Origin of the sequence: Aliagarivorans taiwanensis DSM 22990, from assembly GCF_000429505.1 — a bacterium.
Classification (GTDB): domain Bacteria; phylum Pseudomonadota; class Gammaproteobacteria; order Enterobacterales; family Celerinatantimonadaceae; genus Aliagarivorans; species Aliagarivorans taiwanensis.
Map to the genome: position 1 here is coordinate 199,025 of NZ_AUBZ01000001.1, position 21,882 is coordinate 220,906.

At 53.0% G+C, this 21,882-nt stretch carries 23 protein-coding genes; 10 read left to right on the forward strand and 13 right to left on the reverse strand.

Annotated elements, in window-relative coordinates:
• Positions 1 to 19: 19 nt before the first annotated feature.
• Positions 20 to 883, forward strand: a complete 864-nt coding sequence (locus G462_RS21295) for a patatin-like phospholipase family protein (RefSeq protein WP_035476246.1) — start codon at positions 20 to 22, stop codon at positions 881 to 883.
• Between the two features lie 99 nt (positions 884 to 982).
• Positions 983 to 2,647 carry a methyl-accepting chemotaxis protein gene (locus tag G462_RS0100920; RefSeq protein ID WP_026957322.1) on the forward strand — a complete coding sequence of 555 codons (1,665 nt, stop codon included), beginning with the start codon at positions 983 to 985 and terminating at the stop codon, positions 2,645 to 2,647.
• Here the strand turns inward: G462_RS0100920 and G462_RS21300 are convergent.
• The 3 genes from G462_RS21300 to efpL form a co-directional block, all read right to left on the reverse strand.
• On the reverse strand, positions 2,621 to 4,312 hold the full coding sequence (locus tag G462_RS21300; RefSeq protein ID WP_051326424.1) for a sensor domain-containing diguanylate cyclase: 1,692 nt from the start codon (positions 4,310 to 4,312) through the stop codon (positions 2,621 to 2,623). The genes G462_RS0100920 and G462_RS21300 overlap by 27 nt on opposite strands.
• Positions 4,313 to 4,494: 182 nt before the next feature.
• Positions 4,495 to 4,890: a glycine zipper 2TM domain-containing protein gene (locus G462_RS23705; RefSeq protein ID WP_051326425.1), complete on the reverse strand. Its 396-nt coding sequence runs from the start codon at positions 4,888 to 4,890 to the stop codon at positions 4,495 to 4,497.
• Positions 4,891 to 5,099: 209 nt separating this feature from the next.
• Positions 5,100 to 5,666, reverse strand: coding sequence for an elongation factor P-like protein EfpL (efpL, locus tag G462_RS0100935; RefSeq protein WP_026957323.1), 567 nt, complete (start codon positions 5,664 to 5,666; stop codon positions 5,100 to 5,102).
• A 151-nt stretch (positions 5,667 to 5,817) separates the two neighbouring features.
• Between efpL and G462_RS0100945 the strand changes: the two genes are divergently transcribed.
• Together G462_RS0100945 and G462_RS0100950 are read left to right on the forward strand one after the other, a co-directional pair.
• Positions 5,818 to 6,243 carry a DUF3465 domain-containing protein gene (locus G462_RS0100945; protein WP_026957324.1) on the forward strand — a complete coding sequence of 142 codons (426 nt, stop codon included), beginning with the start codon at positions 5,818 to 5,820 and terminating at the stop codon, positions 6,241 to 6,243.
• Between the two features lie 88 nt (positions 6,244 to 6,331).
• Positions 6,332 to 7,045, forward strand: a complete 714-nt coding sequence (locus G462_RS0100950; protein ID WP_026957325.1) for a riboflavin synthase — start codon at positions 6,332 to 6,334, stop codon at positions 7,043 to 7,045.
• A 50-nt stretch (positions 7,046 to 7,095) separates the two neighbouring features.
• On the opposite strand, the gene G462_RS0100955 is transcribed toward G462_RS0100950, so the two are convergent.
• From G462_RS0100955 to G462_RS0100965, 3 genes are read right to left on the reverse strand one after another with little or no spacing between them, the layout of a single operon-like run.
• The gene (locus G462_RS0100955; RefSeq protein WP_026957326.1) at positions 7,096 to 7,452 is read right to left on the reverse strand and encodes a VOC family protein; all 357 of its coding nucleotides are present in this window, start codon (positions 7,450 to 7,452) and stop codon (positions 7,096 to 7,098) included.
• Positions 7,453 to 7,454: 2 nt separating this feature from the next.
• Positions 7,455 to 7,958 (reverse strand): hypothetical protein, encoded by a 504-nt coding sequence (locus G462_RS0100960; protein ID WP_026957327.1) that lies wholly within the window; start codon positions 7,956 to 7,958, stop codon positions 7,455 to 7,457.
• A complete protein-coding gene (locus tag G462_RS0100965; protein WP_026957328.1) occupies positions 7,948 to 8,142 on the reverse strand; it encodes a hypothetical protein in 195 nt (64 codons plus the stop codon). The genes G462_RS0100960 and G462_RS0100965 overlap by 11 nt, the downstream gene beginning before the upstream one ends.
• Before the next feature lie 103 nt (positions 8,143 to 8,245).
• Here G462_RS0100965 and G462_RS0100970 point away from each other — a divergent pair, with 103 nt between their 5' ends.
• Genes G462_RS0100970 through G462_RS23715 form a run of 3 tightly spaced genes read left to right on the forward strand, consistent with a single transcriptional unit; the run spans position 8,246 to position 10,082 of the window.
• On the forward strand, positions 8,246 to 9,283 hold the full coding sequence (locus tag G462_RS0100970; protein WP_035476250.1) for a cache domain-containing protein: 1,038 nt from the start codon (positions 8,246 to 8,248) through the stop codon (positions 9,281 to 9,283).
• The gene (locus G462_RS23710) at positions 9,280 to 9,624 is read left to right on the forward strand and encodes a PAS domain-containing protein (RefSeq protein WP_157378522.1); all 345 of its coding nucleotides are present in this window, start codon (positions 9,280 to 9,282) and stop codon (positions 9,622 to 9,624) included. The genes G462_RS0100970 and G462_RS23710 overlap by 4 nt, the downstream gene beginning before the upstream one ends.
• An 8-nt stretch (positions 9,625 to 9,632) precedes the next feature.
• On the forward strand, positions 9,633 to 10,082 hold the full coding sequence (locus tag G462_RS23715; protein WP_245579511.1) for a GGDEF domain-containing protein: 450 nt from the start codon (positions 9,633 to 9,635) through the stop codon (positions 10,080 to 10,082).
• A 17-nt stretch (positions 10,083 to 10,099) separates the two neighbouring features.
• Here G462_RS23715 and G462_RS0100985 read toward each other — a convergent pair whose 3' ends face one another.
• Positions 10,100 to 10,564 carry a GNAT family N-acetyltransferase gene (locus G462_RS0100985; protein ID WP_026957330.1) on the reverse strand — a complete coding sequence of 155 codons (465 nt, stop codon included), beginning with the start codon at positions 10,562 to 10,564 and terminating at the stop codon, positions 10,100 to 10,102.
• A gap of 33 nt (positions 10,565 to 10,597) precedes the next feature.
• Positions 10,598 to 10,945, reverse strand: coding sequence for a rhodanese-like domain-containing protein (locus tag G462_RS0100990; protein WP_026957331.1), 348 nt, complete (start codon positions 10,943 to 10,945; stop codon positions 10,598 to 10,600).
• Between the two features lie 132 nt (positions 10,946 to 11,077).
• On the opposite strand from G462_RS0100990, the gene G462_RS0100995 reads away from it, so the two are divergent.
• Complete coding sequence (locus G462_RS0100995) at positions 11,078 to 12,376, forward strand: glycosyltransferase (protein WP_026957332.1); 1,299 nt, start codon at positions 11,078 to 11,080, stop codon at positions 12,374 to 12,376.
• Positions 12,377 to 12,532: 156 nt separating this feature from the next.
• Entirely contained in the window at positions 12,533 to 12,769 is a 237-nt protein-coding gene (locus G462_RS0101000) for a hypothetical protein (protein ID WP_026957333.1), read from the forward strand.
• 108 nt (positions 12,770 to 12,877) lie between these two features.
• On the opposite strand, the gene purL is transcribed toward G462_RS0101000, so the two are convergent.
• On the reverse strand, positions 12,878 to 16,774 hold the full coding sequence (gene purL / locus G462_RS0101005; protein WP_026957334.1) for a phosphoribosylformylglycinamidine synthase: 3,897 nt from the start codon (positions 16,772 to 16,774) through the stop codon (positions 12,878 to 12,880).
• 434 nt (positions 16,775 to 17,208) lie between these two features.
• On the opposite strand from purL, the gene mltF reads away from it, so the two are divergent.
• Positions 17,209 to 18,711 (forward strand): membrane-bound lytic murein transglycosylase MltF, encoded by a 1,503-nt coding sequence (mltF, locus tag G462_RS0101010; RefSeq protein WP_026957335.1) that lies wholly within the window; start codon positions 17,209 to 17,211, stop codon positions 18,709 to 18,711.
• Between the two features lie 224 nt (positions 18,712 to 18,935).
• Here the strand turns inward: mltF and tadA are convergent, their stop codons facing one another.
• The 4 genes from tadA to G462_RS21315 all read right to left on the reverse strand — a co-directional run bounded on the left by tadA (position 18,936) and on the right by G462_RS21315 (position 21,788).
• Entirely contained in the window at positions 18,936 to 19,421 is a 486-nt protein-coding gene (tadA, locus tag G462_RS0101015; protein ID WP_026957336.1) for a tRNA adenosine(34) deaminase TadA, read from the reverse strand.
• 182 nt (positions 19,422 to 19,603) lie between these two features.
• A complete protein-coding gene (locus tag G462_RS0101020; RefSeq protein WP_026957337.1) occupies positions 19,604 to 19,927 on the reverse strand; it encodes a Dabb family protein in 324 nt (107 codons plus the stop codon).
• Between the two features lie 133 nt (positions 19,928 to 20,060).
• On the reverse strand, positions 20,061 to 21,074 hold the full coding sequence (locus G462_RS0101025) for a metal-dependent hydrolase (protein ID WP_026957338.1): 1,014 nt from the start codon (positions 21,072 to 21,074) through the stop codon (positions 20,061 to 20,063).
• A gap of 102 nt (positions 21,075 to 21,176) precedes the next feature.
• Entirely contained in the window at positions 21,177 to 21,788 is a 612-nt protein-coding gene (locus G462_RS21315) for a GNAT family N-acetyltransferase (RefSeq protein WP_051326428.1), read from the reverse strand.
• Positions 21,789 to 21,882: the final 94 nt, after the last annotated feature.

A 21,882-nucleotide genomic window follows, 5' to 3' on the forward strand; every position in this document is an offset into this window, starting at 1 on the left:
ACAGGGAAAAGGCAACAGCATGGAACAGCAGCAGGTCAAAAAACTGGTTCCTATATTCGCAGGTGGCGGTACCCGCTTGCCTGCTCATATCGGTATTCTTGCTGCGATCAATGAGCTGGACATCGACTTCGACCACATCGTGGGCGTCTCGGGCGGCAGTATCATTAGCTCGCTCTATGCCAGTGGCAAATCCATTGAAGAGATCAAAGCCATCGCCCTGAGCACCGATTTCGACCAGTTCAAGGGCTTCTCGCTAATCAGCCTGCTACGCAACGGCGGGCTATGCTCCGGCGACAAGTTTGAGATGTGGATAGACAATCTGCTTGGTGGGGTACGATTTAAAGACCTGCCTATGAAGCTGCATGTGGTGGCCACCGACGTTCGCTCAGGCTCGCCGGTGGTGTTCGACGCCATTCAAACTCCAGACGAAAAAGTCTCGCGGGCGGTGCGCTTTTCCATGTCTATCCCGCTAATCTTCTCGTTCAAACACTATCAAGACCACCTGATGGTCGATGGCAGTATCTTGTCGGAGGACGCACTGCATCGCGACTGGGCCTCCGATGGCACGCCGGTTATCTGCTTTAGGCTGCGTGGCAACAACGACACCAAGCCCTTACCCACTAACGGTTGGTTCCCACTGGCGGCCTATGTATCGCTGCTGATCCGCACCTTTATGACCACCATCTCTCGCGAGTACGTTAACGAGAAATTCTGGCACCGCACCATTGTGGTCAATACCGGCAATACCTCACCGGTGGACTTCCACCTCGATGATGAAGCCAAGTTGGCGCTCTACGATATCGGCTACCAAACTGCTCTGGATATTGTTCCAAGTAAAATTTTTCATCAACAAAACCCCTCTCAGATCTCACAAATTAAATAAGGTCTTTGCCTTAACTCTATTAAGTAATTTGACTTTTATTATTCACTCTATACTCAAAGGCATTGCCTAAGTCGATGTTTTATATAAAGGAGTCAAAGAATGTCTCTTAGTGTGCGCCAACGTTTATTGCTGTTATCAATCGGCCCGGCGCTGTTACTTAGCGTCTGCTTGGTAGCAGTAACGCTGTATGAAATGAACGAGCTATCTGAAAATATTGTTGCCAATACAGAGCAAGATCTAAATAAGATGAAACGCGCTGAGCTCAAATCCTATATGGATATGACCTATGGCTCTATCGCTCACATCTATGAAAGTGGCGGCTCATTAGAAGATGCATTGCCAACCCTACAAGGCTTAAAATTTGGCGAAAGTGGCTATATATTCGGCTATGACAAAAACGGGGTTCGCCTGCTACTCGGACACTCAGATAAAGGCCTGGGAGATAACTTCTGGAATCTCCAAGATAAACAAGGGCAGTACATCATTCGCGACCTGATTCAAGCTGCTAAGCGCGGTGAGTACTACTCTTACTACTTCCCGAAACCTGGGGAGACTGAAGCATTGGCCAAACTGAGTTTCGCCATTTACTTAGACCGTTGGGATCTGATGCTGGGTACCGGTTTTTACACCGATGATATCGATGCCGAACTGGCAGAGTTAAGGGCGCAAAGTAAAGAAAGCCAAGCAGATGCTTTAACAGTGGTCATCATCACCAGTATCATCTTGATAGCCCTAGCCATGCTAATAGGGGTAATGACTAACCGCTCTATCACTAAACCGCTGCGAGACCTTAACGACCAGTTTGCCGCCTTAGCCACCGGTGACGCCGACTTGACCGCGCGCCTGCCCACCGACTACGCCAAAGAGTTCCGCGAGCTGGCCAGTAACTTCAATGCCTTTACCGGTTCACTGCACAACCTAGTCAGCATGGTGAAACAAGTTGCCGACGATGTTGCGGATGAAAGCGGCGCTATGTCAGAACGCGCAGGCCGTATCGACCAGTTGCTGGTCGAGCAGCGTGAAGAGACCACCCAAGTGGCCACAGCGATGACCGAGATGACCGCCTCAGCTCATGATGTGTCCGACAACGCCAATAACGCCGCGGGCTCTGCTCAAGAAGCGGATGGCAACGCAGAGAATGCCATGAGCACCGTGGTGCAAGCGGTAGGCTCAGTTGAAGCGCTGGCGGGTGAAGTGAGCCAAGCGGGTGAAGTGATCTCAAAACTAGAAGGCGATGTGCAAAACATCTCCTCAGCCCTGAGCGTGATTCAAGGGATTGCCGAGCAAACCAACCTGCTTGCGCTTAACGCGGCCATCGAAGCGGCTAGGGCCGGTGAACAAGGCCGCGGTTTTGCGGTAGTGGCCGATGAGGTACGCCAGCTTGCCAGCCGCACCCAAGACAGCACGGGTGAAATTCATCAGATGATCGAAAGACTGAAGAACGGCTCGGATGCCGCAGTGTCTTCAATGGGAAGCAGCCAAGGACGTAGCAGCGAAGCGGTGGATGGTGCCAATGCCGCCAGCGAAGCCCTACAGCAAATCAAGGATGCGATTCAGACCATTATGGATATGAATGCGTTAATCGCTACGGCGACCGAAGAGCAGAGCCATGTAGGCCAAGAGATCTCTCAACGAATTGAACAAATCTCCGATCAGAGTAACCAAAGCGCTGAGCTGGCTAACGCTAACCGAGCCAGCAGCAGCTCGTTGAACGACCATGCCAGTAAGCTGCAAGAGCTAGTTGGCCGCTTCCGACTGAGCTAACTTAGGAACATCAACCGGCTCAGAGCTATCTTGAGCCGGTTGCACTAACTCAACGCCTCCTTCCTCAAGCTCTGCATCCGAACAATAGCGATCCCGTCCACTATGCTTGGCCCGATACAGGGCCTCATCAGCCAGCTTAATCAACTCGGTTGAGCGTGTTCCTGAATGGGGGAAGGTCGCCCCACCAATGGAAAGCGTCAGCTTACCCAAGGACATTTTATTGAAGGTTAACGCGAGCTCACGAACTGCATCCAACAGTTTCTCGGCAATCACCTTCGCACCTTGCTCACTGGTGTTGGGCAGGATGATAGCGATCTCCTCGCCACCAATACGGCACACAATATCGTCCCCACGAATATTGTCGATAAGCAAGGTTGCCAAGCTCTTCAAGACATAATCGCCTGCATCATGGCCGAAGTTATCGTTAAAGCGTTTAAAGTGGTCCATATCGGCCATCAAAAGGCTCATTGGCTGCTGATAGCGCTCACTGCGCATCAGGGTCTTGCTCATCGCCTCTTCAAAGGCACGACGGTTGCTCAGCCCAGTCAGCGGATCCCTGAGGGCTTGTTCACGCAGTTTTTGCTGCAGGTTGAGGTTGGCCAGTGCCAACCCAAGGTGCTCGCCCACGGTAAAGGCCAACTGCATCCACTCTTCAGAAACTTCTTCTTCGAGATATAGATGCATCAAGCCAATGGTGTTGCCGTGAGCGATCAGTGGAATACACAGGGTTTGCACCTCTTCCGAGCTATGCATATGCGGGCAAATGAGCTTGGTATGCTTGTCATAGGAGAGATGATGCTTACCTTTGCGCAGGGCCCAACATTCGTCAGGGCTGAAGGTTTTATCACCGGGCCACTCCCCTCCCCAGTCCAACTTGATCTCCAGCTGATTACGGGACGCACGCATCATTGATACCGCGCCATTTACGTTTCCTAATAAACGCGGTAGTACATCAGAAGTCACCTGTTCCGCTTCCTCAAGGGTATTACACGCGGCCAGCATATTGGCCAAACGCTGAATCAGCTCTATCTCGCTGGTGCGATGCTCTACTTGATGCTCCAAGCTGGCCTGTTGCTTGGCTATTTGCCGCTGAATACTGCGATTGGTAAAAAACGCTAAGCAGCTAACCAAGGTGGTCATCACGAGCAGTAACGCAGCCAAAATAAAGTCTAGCTCTCTGACCATGTTCTCAAGGCGGCTTAGCGGGATGGCAACCCTGGCCACACCGTCAAAGCCCAGGTATGAAACAGGCACAGCCACATACATCAGCTCTTCATCTAGCACTTCACTGCGCCGAACAGCAACACCGACCCCTTCAGCTAATGCCTGCAATACCTCTGAGCGGTCTGCATGCGAGGGAAGTGACTTAAGCTGGAAACGGTTTATGCCACTATCGGCGAGTACATCTCCGTCGCGAGAAATCAAGCTGACTCGATTGCTTCCCACCAGTCCATGCTCGTAGATAAACGCATAGAGTTTAAGCGGAGTCGCAATCGGCTTCTCCTTTTCCAACGAACGGGCGATGCTTTGAGCTTGCTGAGTAAGGTTCGTCTGCACTTGATTGTCCAGCCAATTTCGAACCAAGCTGCTATAGGCGATCAGACACACCACTGACAGCAACACCAACACCAACCCCGGGAGGTAAAACAGACGCTTACTGGACATAACCATTCCTTTGCTTATTACCAAACGCATCATTTAGCCTAGCAAAACAATTACTGAAATGCTCAGTAAATACCCTTTTATAAACAAAAACTTATATAAGCAAAAGGAGGTAGAAAGGATGGAAGAAATGCCACTTAAATCAGTGGCATAAGGGTAGCGCCGGTTGTAGTTGGGGAAAAGACCTAGTTTAAACGGCGAGAACCGTCAGAGAAGGTTGCCACTACCACTTTTTGACCCGGTTGAAAACGTCCCTGCTCTTCGCGCTTGGTAAAGCGCATCACCATACCACTCTCAAGGCGCACATCGTAGTCGAAGTAGATAACTTCATAGCTGGCTGCCTGACTGGCCGCCGCAGCACCGCCTACCGCACCCACGGTGGTGGCGACCTTCTTGCCACTGCCACCGCCAATTTTCGAGCCCAAAAAGCCGCCGGCCGCGCCCCCCGCTAAACCCGCCACTAAGTTGCGTTTGGTTTCGCTGTAGGATTTAACATTAACCACCTCGCCTACTTGCTCGCTGACCAAGGTTGGCGGGGTGTAAGAACATGCGGCCAGACCCACTACCATCATGAGTGCCATTACTGCCGATCTAAACAAAGCATTACTCCATAACATGCTGAATTAACCGCTAAAATACTATGTCGCCATGGCGGCTTATCCCAGCAAATTTGCACAAATTGACACTGATTGATGGAATATTCTGCAGATCTTTCAAGGCGTTACAAAAAAGGCACCTAACGGTGCCTTTTCGATGATAAAACCTGTTAAAGCATGAGCGCTTACTTCGCCTATGCGCGGCTCATAAACTTACACTCGGCAGTATTAACCTTGATTCGGTCGCCGGTTGCGATGTACTCCGGCACCTGCACCACCAAGCCAGTGGTTAAGGTCGCGGGCTTGGTACGAGCACTTGCCGACGCACCTTTGATAGACGGAGAGGTATCTACGATCTCCAGCTCAATGGCAGACGGCAGCTCGATGGCAACGGCATTGCCATCTACAGCAAGTACCTGCAGACCTTCCGTGTCTTCATTGAAGTACAGCAGCTCGTCAGCGATGGTCTCTTTGTGCAGGTTAAAAGGGGTGTAATCTTCGTTGTCCAGGAATACATACTCATCGCCATCAATGTAGGAGAACATCACCTGATGGCGGCTGAAGTCGGCCAGATTAACGATTTCATCGGCCTTAAAGCTCTCATCCACTTTCAAACCGGTTGCTACGTCATAGCACTTCATACGATAGAGGCTGGCACCGGCACGGCCACTTGGAGTGAGCTTGTTAATCTCCTTTACCGAAAGCACTTTGCCGTTGTGCTCGATAACCGCGTTCTTTTTGATTTCACTTGCCTTTGGCATCGTTGGAATTTCCTTCATCTTTAGATGAGCGAAACTTACCACGGCGCATCGCACTAGCCAAGAGAGAGCCATGGTGCGGGCTGATCAACATCAAAATTGCTGAGATCTTCATCGTGTTATTATGCTTGCAGTTAATTATGTCGAGGAAGCTATGGATAGCGTCACTTTTCGCAGCACATCAAGATGGCTAGGTTGGTTACTCGCCCTACTGCTGATAGTGGGCCTCTCTGCCCACAGCTACGCCAACGATCAGCGACTTGCGAACGCCTTTGCCAATCAGCAAAGCAACCTACAGATAGAAGGACAAGGCATCGTTTCGCGCATTCTTAGCGATGATACAGTGGGTTCTCGCCATCAGAGGTTTATTCTCACTCTCGCCAGCCAGCAAACGTTGCTTGTTGCCCACAACATCGATTTAGCGCCGCGTATCCCCAACCTGAGTATTGGCGACAAGGTAACATTCTATGGTGTGTATGAATGGAACAACAAAGGAGGTGTTATCCATTGGACCCATCACGATCCGGCGAATCGTCACCCCCATGGCTGGCTGAAACACCGCGGCAAGCGCTATCAATAGCGATCGGATATGACTTTTAATTCCAGATAGCGGGAAAACCTGCCACAATCCCCGCTTGCTGTCGTCACCGAAGTCTTAAGGAGTTCCCATGTTTACCGGTATTGTGCAGTCCGTTGCAACCCTCGCTTCCATCTCTGATCATCAAGGTATCCGCACCTTTGTCATCGATTTCGAGCCGGGCTTTTGTGTCGATTTAGAGATCGGCGCCAGTGTGGCGGTGGATGGCGTGTGCCTCACGGTGACCGAACTGTTATCTGATACCCGCGTCAGCTTCGATGTGATGCTGCAAAGCCTAAACATCACCACCTTGAGTGAGTACCAACAAGGTGATCGAGTGAACGTGGAGCGCGCCGCCAAAGACGGTGCAGAGATCGGCGGCCACCCACTATCTGGGCACGTGGATTTTAAAACGCCGGTGCTGTCGGTTACTCAAGACCAAGATAACTACTGCATCCGCTTCGCGCTCAGTGAGCAGTGGAAGCGCTATATCTTCCCCAAAGGCTATATCGCCCTAAATGGCACCAGCCTGACCTTGTCTACGGTGGATAAGCAGCAAGGCTGGTTCGAGGTGTGGTTGATCCCAGAAACCCGCCGCATGACCACCTTTGAGCTTAAACAGGCCGGCGACAACATCAATGTCGAGATCGAACGCGGCACTCAGGTGGTGGTCGATACCGTGCGCGATACCCTGCAAGAGCAACTGGGCCCGATGCTCCCGCTGCTAGAGAAGCTACTGGCGGAACAAGGCACCGATATCGATGCGCTGGGCCAGGCTGCCAGTAAACACCTAGAAAACAAGTAACTCGTCAAACGCTGCTAAGGCTTCACTCTTTGGTGCGCGGGTTTGCAGGGTTACTGCCCCTCTGACCACACCGCAAACTCGTTACCGCTGGGTTCGGTGAAATGAAAGCGGCAGCCGCCGGGGAACTCGAACAGCGGTTTGACCACAGTCCCACCGTTGCCAGTAACCTTGGCCAACGTGGCGTGAATATCGGCGCTGTAAAAAACCAACAGCGCTGAACCTTGCTCGCTAGCGCTATGTTTATCAGCAAGGAAGAAGCCACCATCAAGGCCTTGGTCGCTAAAGGCGGTGTACTCTGGCCCAAAATCGGTAAACTGCCAGCCAAACACCGCTTCGAAGAAAGCCTTGGTGGCAGCCAGGTCCTTGGCGGCAAACTCCACGTAGTTCAGTTTCTCATGTTGCTTCATGTTCAATCCTTGGGTTCAAAGAACAGCAGTTCAAAAATCAGTTCGCGATTATTGGTCATGCGCGCAGGCTCCAGATAGCCTAGGTAGGTGTCGACTAACACGCCACGGGCGAAGCCCTGCTCCATCGCATAACAGTGGTGGTTATCCTTAGTAAGCAACTCGCTTAGCCAGGCAAGCGGCACCGGCTGCTTAAGGATAAAACAGGGGCCAATATCAAGGCATAGCAGTATTGGAGGCTGAAGGGCTTGATTGGACGCGCGAAGCCAATCTTGCGCATGAGCCATATCGTCCACATCGTGATAGCAGTAGCGCTTATCTTCAAGATGCGCGCTGCGGACATACTGCCGGCCACGCTCAAAGGGCCACTCAGTGAAAAAATCACTACGCAAAAAGTAGTCGGCGGTTTTCAGCAGCTCCTGCCATCGCTCAGGCAGTTGCGCGAGAATCCGCTCACGCTCGCGTCGCTGCTGGTTCTGCGCAAGCTTCAGTGCCAGCTCAGGCTTCATCACGCCCACCATCAGCTTTGCGGGATATCGCCGCGGTGACCATCAGCCCCAAACCAATACCAGCGATAAGCGATCCAACAAACGCCAAGGGCGAGGCGGGCAAGAAAAACATGCCGATCCCCAGACCGAACATCACCCCGCCACCCATCGCCCACATTGTTCTGTCTTGCGGTTTGTCCTTCATCGTCACATCCCTGCGAATTATCCTTACCAACAGTGGTGATTTTGACCACTTTCGACTATTTCTTAAACTAAATCATCAGGATCTAAAGGCTTCATCTCCTACCGTGCCGTTGTTTAAGAATTCTCTGCACAAAAAGCGCGCCTACCTGCGCCTCGCTCTCTACTTTATCAGTTTTGGCTTCGTTATCGCGCTGCTCTCTTCCTTGATTAACTTTCGACTGCAAACCAATAATATCGACGCAGCCATTCAACAACGCTTCGAAAGTACCCGCATCAACACCTACAGACAACTCAGTGAGGTGATCTCTCAACTGGAAAGTTCGGTGGATGCACTGGCAGAGAACCCCTTGATGAAAACCTACTTGCTGCGCCCTTCCCAGCAGAGCCTGCATAACTTGGAGAGCTTATTTCAGGCATCGGCTGCATCAGAGCCACTATTCATGCAGGTGCGGTTTATCGATGCGGGGGGTAATGAGCAGGTAAGGGTTGAGCGCAATGACGACGGCAGCATCGTATTAGTGCCCAACCGCCAATTGCAGGATAAATCCGCACGGGCCTATTTTCAGCAAACCATGCAACTGACAAAAGGCCTGCATTGGCACTCCAAGCTCGACCTTAACCGCGAACAAGGCCAGATCCAGATACCGATCCGCCCCACCTACCGTATCGCCACCCCGGTGTATCTCGACGAACGGGTCGCCGCCGGCGTGGTCATTATCAACATCAATGCGCAGCCGGTTCTGAATAACGCGCTGCGCTCTGAGATATTTAACGTGCTGATGATCGACCGCGAAGGCGAAACGCTAGCCCACTTCGACGATAGCCAAGCCTGGAGTCGTTATCTGCCCGAGCGCGAGAGCGTGTTTGCCCAACAGCCTGCCTTAGCGAGAGCCCTACAAGGTTCAGCCGATATCGCTAACAATTACCTCGTCGAAGGTCACTATGCCTTAGACATCACTCAACTGTTCCCAAACGGCGAAGGCTTGCTGCTGTTGTTTGCGCCCAAGCAAGAGGCGATCTCCACACTGTTTCGCAGCAACTATCTGGCGGCACTGCTTATAGCAATGATCGTACTGCTGATCTCTTTCCCCCTGTCTTGGCTGGTCGCCTTAATCCCAGCCATACCGACACCGATGGGGTGATCACCGATGTAAGCCAAAAAATGTGTGACGCCTCGGGTTACAGTAAGCAGGAGTTGATCGGCAAGACTCATCGGGTGCTCGCCCACCCCAAAGCCAGCCGCCGCAATCACAAGCAACTCTGGCAGACGATTACGGAAGGCGAGACTTGGAACGGCGAGCTGTACAACCGCACCAAAGATGGCCGCGATTACTGGATTAAATCAGTGATTAGTCCTGATTTGGACCAAGATGGCCAGCTTATTGGTTACACTCAAGTGGCCCAAGATATCAGCTCGAAGAAGGCGCTGGAAAAGCTCTCGGTCACCGATACCCAACCGGGGTCTACAACCGCCGCAAGCTAGACCAACTGCTGGCAGAAGAGAGCGGCCGGCTTAACCGCTACCAGCAGTCGTTCTCAGTGATCCTGCTCGATTTGGATGGTTTCAAACAACTTAACGACACCTATGGCCACCTCGCCGGTGACAACGTGTTGGTGAGCGTCGCCAGGCACTTACAGCGCCGGGTGCGTCAGGTTGACCAAGTGGGCCGCTGGGGCGGTGAAGAGTTTCTGATTATCTGCCCGGGCACCGATGGCAAGTCGGCCGCGCTACTCGCCGACAAGCTTCGGGTTTACATCTCCCAGCAAGAGTACAACTTGGACCGGGAGGTTACCGCCAGCTTTGGCGTCGCCGAAGGAGTTGTCGATGAAGGTGCCGCACATATGATTAAGCGGGCCGACGATGCGCTCTATCAGGCTAAGCAACAAGGGCGTAACCGCGTGGTCTATCAAGGCTCAGATCAGGTACGTCAATCCAGTTAGCGCGAATCTCAAGCTGGCTACGCAGCCTCAAAGGCCTCACGGCTTAACAGCAAGGTGTCGTTATCATTCTTGGGCTGACCTTTGCGCCGCCAGCCTAGGTGCCGGTAAAAACCAAAGGAGCGAAACTGCGGATTGGGGCTGGCGTCTAACCAAAGTTCAGCATAGCCACAGCCAAACAACCACTGGCACACCAAGCTCAGCAGGGTCTTAGCTATTCCCCGGTGCTCATAGCCATCGAGCACCGCCACTACGGTAACTTCAGCGGAGCGTTTGTCACCCATGGCAAAGCCCACCGCACGCCCGTCTGTTTCAGCAAGCCATCCTTGTAATCCGCGCTGTAACTCAGCCGCAGTCGCATCAACCGTTACCCCATACACCTCGGCCAGGGCCTGCTGGCTAATCGCATTCTCACGAGTTTGCGCACGCAGATCGATAAGTGCTGCGATATCAGTCGCCACGATTGGCCGGTAGTTAATTTCCATAGACTTCCTTGGCAATAAGGCAGTGGCTAAAGGCTAAGGCTGAGCTAACTGCATTTCCTGCAGGCCACCGCCATTGTGCACCTTGTTAAAACCGGCCTGTTCAAGCAGCTGCTGGGCAATACCGGAACGACGTCCTGAGCGGCAATACACCACCACAGCTTGGTCTTCCTTCAACCCCAACTGCTGCGCGCCGGCCACAATCTGTTGGTAGGGTATCAACGTTGCCCCCTCTAAATGCCCCTGCTGGAACTCCTCCAAGGTGCGCACATCAATCAATACGGCGCCTTGCTCAAGCCATTGCCAGGCCTCTGGCGCACGTTGATTGGCCAGCCCGACACCGGAGAATAGGCAACACAGGGATAACAGGATACGTTTTAGCATTTTGGCCCTCTCGTAAACGATGCTTTAACAAACAGTACTTTTGAAATCGCGACGAACATCGCATCGGATCAATTGCTTATCAGTTTAAAAAATTTACTATCTAAAACAACTTAGTTACCGCAAATACGTCTGATGAAAGTGCTCATTTGTTGCTATGGCTCCAGAGGCGATGTTCAGCCCTATATCGCCATTGCCACTACCTTAAAACAACAGGGTCATCAGGTAATGTTGGCCAGCTCGGTACGCTTTGCCGAACACGTTGCTCGCTACGATATCGCGTTTGGCGAGCTTAGCGACGAGCTGTTAGCGATTGTCGATAGCCAGCAGGGCCGCGCAATGCTCGAAGGCACCCGCAACATCGTCGATATTGTTCGTCTAAATCTAAAACTGGTCAAGCAGGTTAAGCCGCTACAGCAGGCGCTAAATATGCAGATGTGGCAGCTAGCCAAGGCCTATCAGCCAGACATTATCCTATTCCCCCCCAAGGCTGCGGCGATACCCGAAATCGCAGAAAAACTGGCAATACCCTGCGTGCTGGCAACCCCCATCCCCATGTTTGTGCCCACCGCTGATTTCTCACTGCCTATAGTGCCGGCGTTAAACTGGCTGCCGAAGCGGTTACAAGCGCGCTATCGCCGCCTAAGTTTTACGCTGATTAACCGATTGACCGACATCGCTTGGCGCGGCTATGTAAGGCACCTTCGCCAGCAGCTTGGATTACCGGCAGCAAAGCGCTACCGCTTTTTAACACTGAGCAGCGGTCAGCCACTACCGATACTGCATCTACACAGCCCTTCATTGCTCGCCAAACCCAACGACTGGCCAAGTCATGCGCGGGTATCGGGTTACTGTTTTAGCGACGCAGCCCCGCAGTGGCAACCGAGCGAGTCGCTGCAGGCCTTTCTACGCGCAGGCCCAGCGCCAGTGTACGTCGGTTTTGGCTCGATGGCCGGACGTGACCCGCAGAAAGCAGCGAGAAAGGTTATCGAAGCGCTTGAGCTTGCCGGCGTTAGGGGGATCCTGGCCCGTGGCTGGGGCGGTTTACGCGCAGAAGATCTGCCGGACTCGGTGTACATGGTGGAGCAAGTCCCCCACGACTGGCTGTTTCCACAGGTGGCTGCTGTGGTCCACCACGGCGGCGCTGGCACCACCGCTGCCGCCCTTCGCGCAGGTAAACCGGCGGTTATCGTGCCGTTCTTTGGTGACCAGCCCTTTTGGGCAGAGCTGCTGGAGGCGCGCGGTTTGGCTGGCACACCTATCCCCTACCGCCAACTCAGTGCCGAGCGTTTGGCTGAGCAAATACGCAGGGTGACCGAGGACCCGGCTTATACCCAGCGCTGTAAGCAACTCGCGACTGAGCTGGCCTTAGAGAATGGTTCGGAGCAAGTCGTTAGTTTTCTAGAGGGGCAATTAGTCAAGGATGGAGCTTGACTGACAAACTGCGATTGAGGCTCAACCAGCAACTATTAACAGCATTGTTTTTAATATGACTGCAACATGTTAATCTGTTTTAACAAACTCGGTGATAAAAATGTCTGTTTGATGCGTTAACAAGGTAGTCAACGCATAACACCTACGAGGAATGCCATGAAATCGAAGTTTTATTTGCTGGCAATACTGGTCTGTTTTATCGGCTCTTTACTGCTGTTAAAGGTAACCGCGCTAGGGCTGGTACCCTTGCTCACCGCCGTGGTGAGTTTTCTCGCCATGTTGGTTATCGTCTACAATCTGCTCAGTGAGAGCGCCGCAGAGCCCGGCGAAGACGAGTCGGAAGACAACGCACAGCATAACTCGTTCGACTCCCATCATTCTTCTCGTCATTAGCGTTCTATCTCACCACAAACGCCAAGCACTATTGCCAGCGTAAAACTTCAGGCATAAAAAACCCAAGCACTTGGCTTGGGTTTTTGCGTTTTGCTCTAGAGCGAGGGCTTAGCCAACGTTCTTACGCGCATTGCGGAACATACGCATCCAAGCACTGTCTTCGCCCCAGCTATCTGGGTGCCAAGAGTTCGCCACGGTGCGGAATACACGCTCTGGGTGAGGCATCATAATGGTCACACGACCATCGGCAGTGCTCAGACCGGTGATACCCTCTGGCGAGCCGTTCGGGTTAGCTGGGTACTGAGTGGTTGCCTGACCGTAGTTGTCGACAAACTTCAGTGCCACCGTGCCGCTTTGGGCAATTGCCGCCAAGTGGGCATCATCGCGAACTTCCACACGACCTTCACCGTGCGATACCGCGATTGGCATTTGCGAGCCCGCCATACCGTCGAAGAAGATAGACGGAGATTGCTGTACTTCCACCAGGCTGAAGCGTGCTTCGAAGCGCTCAGAGTTGTTGCGAACAAAGCGTGGCCACAGGTCAGCACCTGGGATCAGCTCTTTAAGGTTCGACAGCATCTGACAACCGTTACATACACCCAGCGCGAAGCTGTCGTTACGCTCGAAGAAGCCACTGAACTGCTCACGCGCACGGCTGTTGAACAGAATCGACTTCGCCCAACCCTCTCCAGCGCCCAGTACGTCACCGTAAGAGAAGCCACCACACGCCACTAGGCCTGCGAATTGTTCCAAGGTTACGCGGCCGCTCAGGATGTCACTCATATGTACGTCGATAGCGTTGAAGCCAGCACGGTCGAAGGCTGCAGCCATCTCGTGGTGCGAGTTCACACCTTGCTCACGCAAGATCGCCATTTGTGGACGAGCTCCGGTGGCGATCATTGGTGCTGCCACGTCTTCGTGCACGTCGAAGCTTAGGTTCGCTTGCAGACCCGGGTTGGCCGCATCGGTCTTGGTTTCAAACTCTTGCTGAGCACACTCTGGGTTATCACGCAGCGCCTGCATTTCACGGGTGGTTTCCGCCCAGATACCACGGTAGTGGTTACGAGTGTTCGCCAGCACGATATTTCCGTCGCGGGTAAAGCGCAGCATGTCGTCGCTATTCAAGCTACCAATAACGTGACTGCACGCTGCCAGGCCATGGCCAGATAGCAGGTTCAGTACCGCTTCTTTGTCTTCGCTGCGAACCTGGATAACCGCACCCAGCTCTTCGTTGAACAGCGCGCTTACGTTGTCGCCGCCTAGCAGGTCTAGCTCAACATCCACACCTACGTTGCCCGCAAAGGCCATCTCGGTGATGGTGGTGAACAGGCCGCCGTCTGAACGGTCATGGTAGGCCAGCAGCTTCTCGTCTTGCACCAGCGCTTGCATGGCATTGAAGAAGCCTTTCAGCAGCTCTGGCGAGTCTACATCTGGCACCTCGTTGCCCAGCTCTTTATAAACTTGAGTCAGTGCGCTGGCACCCAGGCGGGTCTTGCCGTTGCCTAGGTCAATCAAGATAAGGTCGCTATCGCCCTTATCTTTGCGCAATTGAGGGGTTACTGTCTTACGCACGTCTTCAACGCGGGCAAAGGCAGTAATAATCAGTGACAGCGGCGAGGTGACTGATTTCTCTTCACCGTCTTCTTCCTGCCAAGCGGTCTTCATCGACATGGAGTCTTTGCCCACCGGAATGGTCAGATCCAGCGCCGGGCACAGCTCTTCACCCACGGCTTTCACCGCATCGTACAGACCCACATCTTCACCCGGGTGACCGGCTGGCGACATCCAGTTAGCACTTAGCTTGATGCGGTTTAGCTCACCGATGTTGGTGCCAGCGATGTTGGTTAACGCTTCGGCCACTGCCAAACGGGCAGAGGCAGCGTGATTGATAAGGGCAGCAGGAGTGCGCTCACCCATCGACATCGCTTCGCCGTGGTAGGTGTCGTAGCTGGCCGCGGTTACTGCACAGTTAGCCACTGGGATCTGCCAAGGGCCGACCATTTGGTCACGGGCAACCAAGCCGGTTACGCTGCGGTCACCAATGGTGATCAGGAAGGTTTTCTCAGCAACGGATGGCAGACGCAGAATGCGCTCAGCGGCATCTGCCACTTCAACCTTGGCGCTATCAAAGGCTGGGCCATTGAAGGTCGCGCGGGTTACATCGCGGTGCATCTTCGGCGTTTTACCCAGCAGTACGCTTAGCGGCATACGAATAGGCTCATTACCAAAATGGCTGTCTTTCAAGATAAGGTCACGCTCTTCGGTGGCCTCACCGATTACCGCGTACTGGGCGCGCTCACGCTCACAGATGCTGTTAAATACCTCTAAATTCTCTTGAGCCACGGCCAGCATGTAACGCTCTTGTGATTCGTTACACCAGATCTCTAGCGGCGACATGCCCGGCTCATCGTTAGGGATGGCGCGCAAGTCGAAGATACCACCACGGCCACCATCGTCTACCAACTCAGGACAGGCGTTCGACAGACCACCTGCGCCGATATCGTGGATAAAGGCGATAGGGTTGGCATCGCCCATCTGCCAGCAGCGATCGATCACTTCCTGACAGCGACGCTCCATCTCTGGGTTATCACGCTGTACCGAAGCAAAGTCCAGATCTTCTGAAGATTGACCAGAGTTCATCGACGAAGCCGCACCACCGCCCAGACCGATGTTCATCGCCGGGCCGCCCAGTACGATGATCGCTGCGCCAACCGGAATTTCACCTTTGGCAACATGGTCGGTACGGATGTTACCCAGACCACCGGCTAGCATGATTGGCTTGTGGTAACCACGCACCTCGGTGCCGTTGAAGCTCTCGACCTGCTCTTCGTAGGTACGGAAGTAACCCAGAATTGCCGGACGACCGAACTCGTTGTTAAACGCCGCACCACCCAGTGGGGCTTCGATCATAATTTCCAAGGCGTCAACGATGCGTGATGGCTTGCCGTACTCGCTCTCCCAAGGCTGCTCGAAGCCCGGAATGCGCAGGTTAGAAACGGTAAAGCCCACCAGACCGGCTTTTGGCTTAGAGCCACGACCGGTTGCGCCTTCGTCACGGATCTCACCACCAGAGCCGGTAGCGGCACCCGGGTATGGCGAAATCGCAGTTGGGTGGTTGTGGGTTTCAACCTTCATCAGGATTTCGATGTTTTCCTGATGATAAGTGTATTGCTTGCTGTCGGTGGCTGGGAAGAAGCGGCCTGCAACCGAACCTACCATTACTGCAGCGTTGTCTTTATAGGCAGACAGTACGTACTCGCTGTTGTGTTCAAAGGTGTTTTTAATCATCTTGAACAGGGATTTTTCCTGCTCGACGCCGTCGATGGTCCAATCGGCATTAAAGATCTTGTGGCGGCAGTGCTCTGAGTTAGCCTGAGCGAACATCATCAGCTCGATGTCGTTCGGGTTACGGCCAATCTCTTTAAAGCCGTCCAGCAGGTACTCTTTCTCGTCGTCAGACAGTGCCAGGCCCAGCTCGATGTTAGCTTTCTCTAGCGCGTCGCGACCGCCACCGAGCAAATCAACGGTGTTGTAAGGCGCAGGCTCAGCCTTGGCAAACAGCGATGCCGCTTGCTCCATATCGGTGAATACCGCTTCCATCATGCGGTCGTGGATCATCGCTTTTAGCGCGCCAAGTTGCGCATCATTCAGCTCGCTTGAGGCTTCAACGTAGTAGGCAATGCCTCGCTCTAGGCGCTTTACCTTCTCAAGACCACAGTTGTGGGCAATGTCAGACGCTTTAGAAGACCAAGGAGAGATGGTTCCTGGTCGCGGTGTTACCAGTAGCAGTTGTCCTTCTGGCTGGTGTTCAGTAATGGTCGGCCCATAGGTCAGAAGCTTATCAAGCACCGCTTGTTCGGCTTCGCTAAGGTCGGCGCTGTTATCAGCAAAATGCATGAATTCAGCATAAATAGAAGTGACTGGGAGGTTCTGATCAGCACAACGTTTTAGTAGCTGTGCAACACGGAAATCAGAGAGTGCTGGCGCACCACGTAGGATTAACATATTTAGGGTCTCGCTTTACCGTATGGAGGTGGGAGTAAAAAATTCGCGGTATTATAAGGAAATTGATATACCCAAGCTACCTCAAGATGCATATTCAGCGAGATTTTCTGCTGCGCATAAAAGGCATTGTTTTGCAGGTTTGGTGGGCTAAACCAAAAAACAATAACGCATTATGCGCATTCATAAAACTCGCCCGGAGGGAGGCTGTCTATGGGCAAATTTCTGCGTTGAGTATTTTTGAAAGGGCCCACCCTTCCTGCAAACACTCGCCTTGACCTTTGCCCATAGACAGCCTCTGAATCAGCATATTGAGGTAGTTTGGGTATATAGAATGGTAAATATTTACTGCTGCTTGGACGAAATCGCAGCGTAAACCTAGACTCCACGGTCAGGATCTCTAAAATCAACCAAAAACAGTTGTCTGGAAACAAGATTTGATTACGGATTTTCGCCGCTGGTGGTATCTCGGTGCGGCACTGCTCTCACTGACCTTGCTCGGCTGCGAACCCCTCAGCTTTACTCAAGAGATCAAGAAGATACAAGATCGCGGTGAGCTGCGGGTCGGTACCCTCTACCACCCTCAGGTGTTCTACTACAACCAAGACGACAAAGAAGCGGGCTTTGAATACGAGCTAGCCGCCGAGTTTGCCGAGCAACTCGGCGTAAAGCTGACCATGGTGCCGCTGTTCACCAAGGCAGAGCTTTACCGCAGCCTAGAAAACAAGCAGGTGGATATGATTGCCGCCGCGCTCTCCCCCACCGACAAACTGGCCGAGCAGTTCCGCTTCTCTCCCGAGCTCTACCAAGTCGACGCGGTGGTGGTCTACAAAAAGAACACCTTCCGCCCCCGCGAAATCAATCAAGTCGACGCGCCGCTATGGCTGACCGCAGGCAGCCACCACTACGGCTTGCTGCGTGGAATCGCTGAAAACGATGACGAGCTGGAGCTCGATCTCACGGTTACCGATCAGCAAGATGCCTCGGAGCTGCTCAAAGCCATCACCGATGACGAGATCCGTTTTGCGGTGGTAGACGACACCACCTTGGCGCTGCATCAGCGCTTCTATCCTGATCTAAACCAAGCCTTTACCGTGAAAAGCGGCATCCCGGTGGTGTGGATGATCAATCAAAGCCGCGACGACAGCCTGTTCAGCGCGATGATCGAGTTCGTTGGCCAGCAACACGTTGATGGCCAGATAGCCCGCTTGCTGGAGAAGTACTTCAGCCACGTGGAAGAGTTTGACTACGTAGACACCCGCACCTTCTTGCGCTCGGCCAAGTCCAAGCTACCCGAGTATCAGCCGCTATTTGAGAAGTATGCCGGTAGCCTTGATTGGCGCCTGCTGGCCGCAGTCTCCTATCAAGAATCCCACTGGGAGCCCCACGCCCGCTCATTTACCGGGGTGCGCGGTATGATGATGCTCACCCTAGATACCGCCAAAGGCGTTGGCGTGAAGAATCGTTTGGATGCCGAGCAAAGCATTCGAGGCGGCTCAACCTACTTGCAACAACTTATTGCCCGGGTGCCGGATAGCATCCCTGAGGATGAAAAGATCTGGTTTGCGCTCTCGGCCTACAACATGGGCTTTGGTCACATGCTGGACGTGCGCAGGATCACCCGTATGCGTGGAGGAAATCCTGATAGTTGGCTGGATGTGAAGGACAATCTTCCGCTGCTGATGCGCAAGGAGTGGTACAAGCAGACCCGTTACGGTTATGCCCGTGGCGCCGAAGCCTACCACTACGTGAACAATATCCGTCAGTATTATCAGAGTCTTTTGTGGCTGGAGTCGGAGCAACGCGAGGCAGCACGGCGTGAAGCCATCCGCCGTAGCGTCATGCCGATTACACCGGAAGCGTTCTCAAATCCGGGGGATTTATCAGAACAAGATCTCGAAATTGAAGAAGTATCTAGCACAAATGCCACGGAGACTTGACACAAGGTTCATCGTTTTGTCATGTTAGCAACATAGCCTGACAAAGATCGGGTAGCCGAGGCAATGAGGCCAAGGCTTATAACATGAGGAAACAACGATGTTAAAAAGAAGAAGGATGGCGACGCATTCGCCACGACGTCGTATACAAATTGCCCGTCAACACCGTAAGGTATTGTGTCGACAACGTTCATTTGTTCTATCTGAAATGGGTATGCCCATCGAGTCTAACTAGACTCTTGTTCTCGTCTCGCTTTTTTCGCCGCCTTGATTTCAACACGTCGTCGGCGGAAGAAGCGACTTAATACTTCCCCACACTCCACTTCGTTCACCCCACCCTGCACTTCAATCAAGTGATTTAAGCGGCTATCGCGCACGATATCGTAAACGCTACCTGCAGCACCGGTTTTCAGATCGTAAGCGCCGAACACCAAGCGCTCGACCCGCGCGTGCACCATGGCGCCCGCACACATCGAGCAAGGCTCCAAACTCACATACAGGGTGGTATTCAACAGGCGGTAATTCTGGCGATGTTGCCCAGCCTGACGCAGCGCGAGGATCTCGGCATGGGCACAGGGGTCATTGAGGGTAATGGTTTGATTGTAACCTTCACCGATAATCTCGCCGTCGGCCACTAACACAGCGCCTACCGGCACCTCACCCAAGGCCTCGGCTTTGGCCGCCAATTCCAGCGTATAGGCAATCCAACGCAGATCCTCAGCGCTGTGCTGGGGTTCGTCGTTAGCATTAGGGCTGTTAGGGGTGTCGTTCACGGTTACTCTCGGTTCTTCTCGGCTGTTGTTAGGGTAGCTTGGGTTTGCTGCTAAGGTTCCAGCTTGCGGCGCATTCTAGTCAAAGCCCAGCCACAAGTCACCTTTCGCGCTTAATTCGCCCACTAGCTTGGCAGGTTAAAGTCCATCACGATAATGTCGTCGAGCAGTGGCACAAACAAGGTCTTAAAACGCTTATGCTCAGGGTGTGGCAGATAGGCATCGCGCGCTTGCTCGTCGATAAAGGTGACTTCAAGCACGTGGGTGTAGCCTTTATCTAGCCTTTCGGGACTATTATTGCCGCCCCACTCCACCGCCTCTATGCCAGCGATACGTCGGCGCAGTTCCAGGAATTCGAACATCACTTCAACAATCTGATCGAACTTGACCTCGGGCTTAAAGCGGATAAACAGTACGTGGCGGATACGCGGTGGCGTTTGTGGGGTCATGCCAGGTCCTTGCGTGAATGACAGGTTTACCGCTCAAGTGGGTTGAGCAGAATGTTATACCAATCTGGATAAGTTAATGATCAGTTACTTATGTAAATTGGTGTTGGTTACACAATACAGAAAGAGGCTGTGTTTAGCAGCCCCGGCACAGGTTGGCGTCAATCTCCTGATCGCCCATCATCCGTAGAAACAGCTTAGGAAGGTAGAGCTCGGCTCCCGGTTTGCGCCCCAATTGCTCTGGTGTTTGCAAATCCCACTGATTGCCCTCGCCATGCTCGGCATAGCTGAACTGAAACGCTAAAAAGTCGGCCATACCCATACGCAGGTCACTCACAATCAACTGCTGGTCTTGCTCGCGATAACGCACAAAGTCGCCTGCGAAGTTGCGCTGTGCCAGCAAGGATTCTGGCTCGTCAGCCAAGGGCCAAGTACCACGTTCCCGTTCTATAAACGCAATAGTAGGGCTTTTGTCCAGTACCGAACTCAGCCCTTCCAGATAGTTGTCGCCATCGAGCACCACTACTCGCCACAATATTGTGTTAAACGGGGTTGGGCTGATAAACACCGGCAGATCACGGTCCCGCCCTGAATCCACTAAGCTCTGCTGCACTCGACCTTCCACTACCGAGAGCGCCACAACACTCCACAGCAAATACAGGCTGGAAACCGACAAAGCGATGCTGCAATAACACGCAGCTCTGGGTCTGTTAAACAAGGCAAAGGGGATTGCCAACAGCAGCGGTAAGGTATAGGCCGGGTCGATAATAAAGATGCTGGATACCGCGAAATAGCCCGGCAAGGGCCATAGCAGCTGAGTGCCATAGCTGGTGAAGGCATCAAGCAGCGTATGGGTAATCAGCACCAACCCAACTAAGGCGAACAAGCGCTTGAAGGACCAGTGAGCGTGCAAAAAGTGATGGGCGATGTTGGCTATCACCAACGATAGGCCAAACAGCACAAACAGTGAGTGAGAAAAGCCACGATGCTTGACCATATCCATCACCGGATCGCTGTAGCTAATCAGCACATCCAGATCAGGCAAGGTGCCCAAAGCAGCCCCTGCCAGTAACACCTTAGCATTGCACTGCTTGCCCGCTACCGCTCCGGCGACCGTCGCCCCTAATACTGCTTGAGTCAGTGAATCCAAATTGTCTTTCCCTGTTAACGCGTAATTTCTATAGAACGCTAACAGTTATACCTTCGGCTTATTGAAGGAACAAATTTGATTGCGAGATACCGCTTCCTATGGCTACAAAGTAGCGACTTGCTTGGAGCGCTCAAACTGCGCCCTACTTTGGCTAAACCAGCAACGGTCTTGGGCGCCATCATCAAAGAAGCCATAATCCTTCCCCGCTCGGGCAAAGCCACACTTCTCCAGCACTCGCTTACTTCCTTGATTGTCATCATAGGTATCGGCGCGCAGGCGCTGTGCACCCATCGCTTCGAACGCGATGTTCGTAAGCAAACGCGTCGCTGCTGTTGCCAGTCCCTTGCCCCAACTGCGGGTGGGTAGCTGATAGCCAACGTCAAACAGGCCGCGTTCCGTCTCTGAGCCATCTTCAGTGGCGCTCGCCACCAAGGCGGCCATACCGGCAAATTTGCCATCGGTATCGACGATGGCCAGCATCAGTTGTGGCAATGCACTCCCCTGTTCAATCGCTAGTGCCATCTGCTCAAACTGAGGGGTAAAGTAGTCGTAGTAAACCGACTCATCGGCAGGCGCAAAGTACAGAAAGCGATTCACCTCTGGCTCAGCCAGCATCGCGCAAATCGCTGGCATATCGGTGGGGCTTAGCAAACGCACCTGATAACCTTCAATTAAAGGGAAACTTTGTCCTTGGGTTAAAACGGAAAATGGCATGGATACTCCGATAAAACAGCATCGAGCGAAGTGCCATGCAGAAAAAGTAAAAGCGGCACTCGGATGCAAACAACAAGTTAACAGAGGCATCCAT

Bases quoted from the DNA above. Each gene is read 5' to 3' on its own strand.
- G462_RS0100955 (WP_026957326.1), bottom strand. From the start codon at position 7,452: ATGAAGCAACATGAGAAACTGAACTACGTGGAGTTTGCCGCCAAGGAC.
- G462_RS0100985 (WP_026957330.1), bottom strand. From the start codon at position 10,564: ATGGAAATTAACTACCGGCCAATCGTGGCGACTGATATCGCAGCACTT.
- efpL (WP_026957323.1), bottom strand. From the start codon at position 5,666: ATGCCAAAGGCAAGTGAAATCAAAAAGAACGCGGTTATCGAGCACAAC.
- G462_RS0101000 (WP_026957333.1), top strand. From the start codon at position 12,533: ATGAAATCGAAGTTTTATTTGCTGGCAATACTGGTCTGTTTTATCGGC.
- G462_RS21295 (WP_035476246.1), top strand. From the start codon at position 20: ATGGAACAGCAGCAGGTCAAAAAACTGGTTCCTATATTCGCAGGTGGC.
- G462_RS0100965 (WP_026957328.1), bottom strand. From the start codon at position 8,142: ATGAAGGACAAACCGCAAGACAGAACAATGTGGGCGATGGGTGGCGGG.
- G462_RS21315 (WP_051326428.1), bottom strand. From the start codon at position 21,788: ATGCCATTTTCCGTTTTAACCCAAGGACAAAGTTTCCCTTTAATTGAA.
- G462_RS0100920 (WP_026957322.1), top strand. From the start codon at position 983: ATGTCTCTTAGTGTGCGCCAACGTTTATTGCTGTTATCAATCGGCCCG.
- G462_RS0100960 (WP_026957327.1), bottom strand. From the start codon at position 7,958: ATGAAGCCTGAGCTGGCACTGAAGCTTGCGCAGAACCAGCAGCGACGC.
- G462_RS0101020 (WP_026957337.1), bottom strand. From the start codon at position 19,927: ATGACCCCACAAACGCCACCGCGTATCCGCCACGTACTGTTTATCCGC.
- G462_RS0100990 (WP_026957331.1), bottom strand. From the start codon at position 10,945: ATGCTAAAACGTATCCTGTTATCCCTGTGTTGCCTATTCTCCGGTGTC.
- purL (WP_026957334.1), bottom strand. From the start codon at position 16,774: ATGTTAATCCTACGTGGTGCGCCAGCACTCTCTGATTTCCGTGTTGCA.
- G462_RS0100995 (WP_026957332.1), top strand. From the start codon at position 11,078: ATGAAAGTGCTCATTTGTTGCTATGGCTCCAGAGGCGATGTTCAGCCC.
- G462_RS0100950 (WP_026957325.1), top strand. From the start codon at position 6,332: ATGTTTACCGGTATTGTGCAGTCCGTTGCAACCCTCGCTTCCATCTCT.
- G462_RS23705 (WP_051326425.1), bottom strand. From the start codon at position 4,890: ATGGCACTCATGATGGTAGTGGGTCTGGCCGCATGTTCTTACACCCCG.
- G462_RS0100945 (WP_026957324.1), top strand. From the start codon at position 5,818: ATGGATAGCGTCACTTTTCGCAGCACATCAAGATGGCTAGGTTGGTTA.
- G462_RS21300 (WP_051326424.1), bottom strand. From the start codon at position 4,312: ATGTCCAGTAAGCGTCTGTTTTACCTCCCGGGGTTGGTGTTGGTGTTG.